Source organism: Idiomarina sp. UBA4206, assembly GCF_002383015.1.
In the GTDB taxonomy this organism is placed as follows: Bacteria; Pseudomonadota; Gammaproteobacteria; order Enterobacterales; family Alteromonadaceae; genus Idiomarina; species Idiomarina abyssalis.
Map to the genome: position 1 here is coordinate 1,130 of NZ_DFTS01000005.1, position 1,242 is coordinate 2,371.

2 protein-coding genes are annotated in these 1,242 nt (G+C 48.0%); both read right to left on the minus strand.

The window, feature by feature from the left end:
• A partial coding sequence (gene sucC, locus B3180_RS00745; protein WP_286842308.1) for an ADP-forming succinate--CoA ligase subunit beta occupies window positions 1–923 on the minus strand: 923 nt, incomplete at its 3' end.
• 136 nt (window positions 924–1,059) lie between these two features.
• A partial coding sequence (locus B3180_RS00750) for a 2-oxo acid dehydrogenase subunit E2 (protein WP_286842311.1) occupies window positions 1,060–1,242 on the minus strand: 183 nt, incomplete at its 5' end.

Below are 1,242 nucleotides of genomic sequence, written 5' to 3' on the forward strand. Positions count from 1 at the left end.
TCAGACAGGATAATTTTGAACGCTTCAGAAACACGCTCTTTTGTCGCGCCGCCGCCAACGTCAAGGAAGTTAGCTGGCTCGCCGCCGCTCAGTTTAACGATGTCCATTGTACCCATCGCCAAGCCTGCGCCGTTAACCATACAACCGATGTTGCCGTCTAACGCTACGTAGTTCAGTTCCCATTTAGCTGCTTCCGCTTCACGCGCATCGTCTTGTGACGGATCGTGCATTTCACGGATTTTAGGCTGACGGTACAATGCGTTGCTGTCGATGCCGACTTTCGCATCAAGACAGTGAACGTTGCCTTCGTCAGTGATAACCAATGGGTTAATTTCTAACAGGGCTAAGTCGTACTGTTCGAACATTTTAGCCAGGCCTAAGAAGACCTTAGTAAATTGCTTAACCTGGTCTGGAGTCAGACCCAGTTTAAAGCCTAATTCGCGCCCCTGGTATGGCTGCGCGCCGACCGTTGGGTCAATTTCAGCTTTCAGGATTTTTTCCGGTGTTTCTTCAGCAACGGTTTCGATTTCTACGCCGCCTTCGGTCGATGCCATGAACACGATTTTGCGTGAAGCACGGTCAACAACTGCACCTAAGTAAAGCTCGTCTGCGATATCAGTGCAGCTTTCAACTAAAATCTTAGCAACCGGCTGACCTTTTTCGTCGGTTTGGAAAGTTACTAAGTTTTTACCTAACCACTGCTCAGCAAATGCGCGAACATCGTCTAAACTTTTCACTAATTTCACGCCGCCCGCTTTACCGCGGCCACCAGCGTGAACCTGACATTTGACGACCCAAATGTCGCCACCAATACGTTTTGCCGCTTCTACCGCTTCATCAGCAGTGTCGCAAGCAAAACCTTCAGATACTGGTAAACCAAACTCTTTAAAGAGTTGCTTACCCTGATACTCATGCAAATTCATGATGCTCTTCCGATTCGTTGAAACAACTTAAGCAGCGAAGTGCTGCCTACCCGAATACCGCGCCGAATTTTAACGTGATCGGCGCATAATTAACAGCCGCAAGCTCAATTAGCGTTGCGGCTGGTTCTCAGCGTCTTTAGATATCCAGGATAAGACGTTGAGGATCTTCCAATAACTCTTTCACGGTAACCAGGAAACCTACCGATTGTTTACCATCAATGATTCGATGGTCATAAGAGAGAGCTAAGTACATCATCGGTAAGATTTCAATCTTACCGTCCACCACCATGGCACGCTCCTGGATTTTGTGCATACCCAG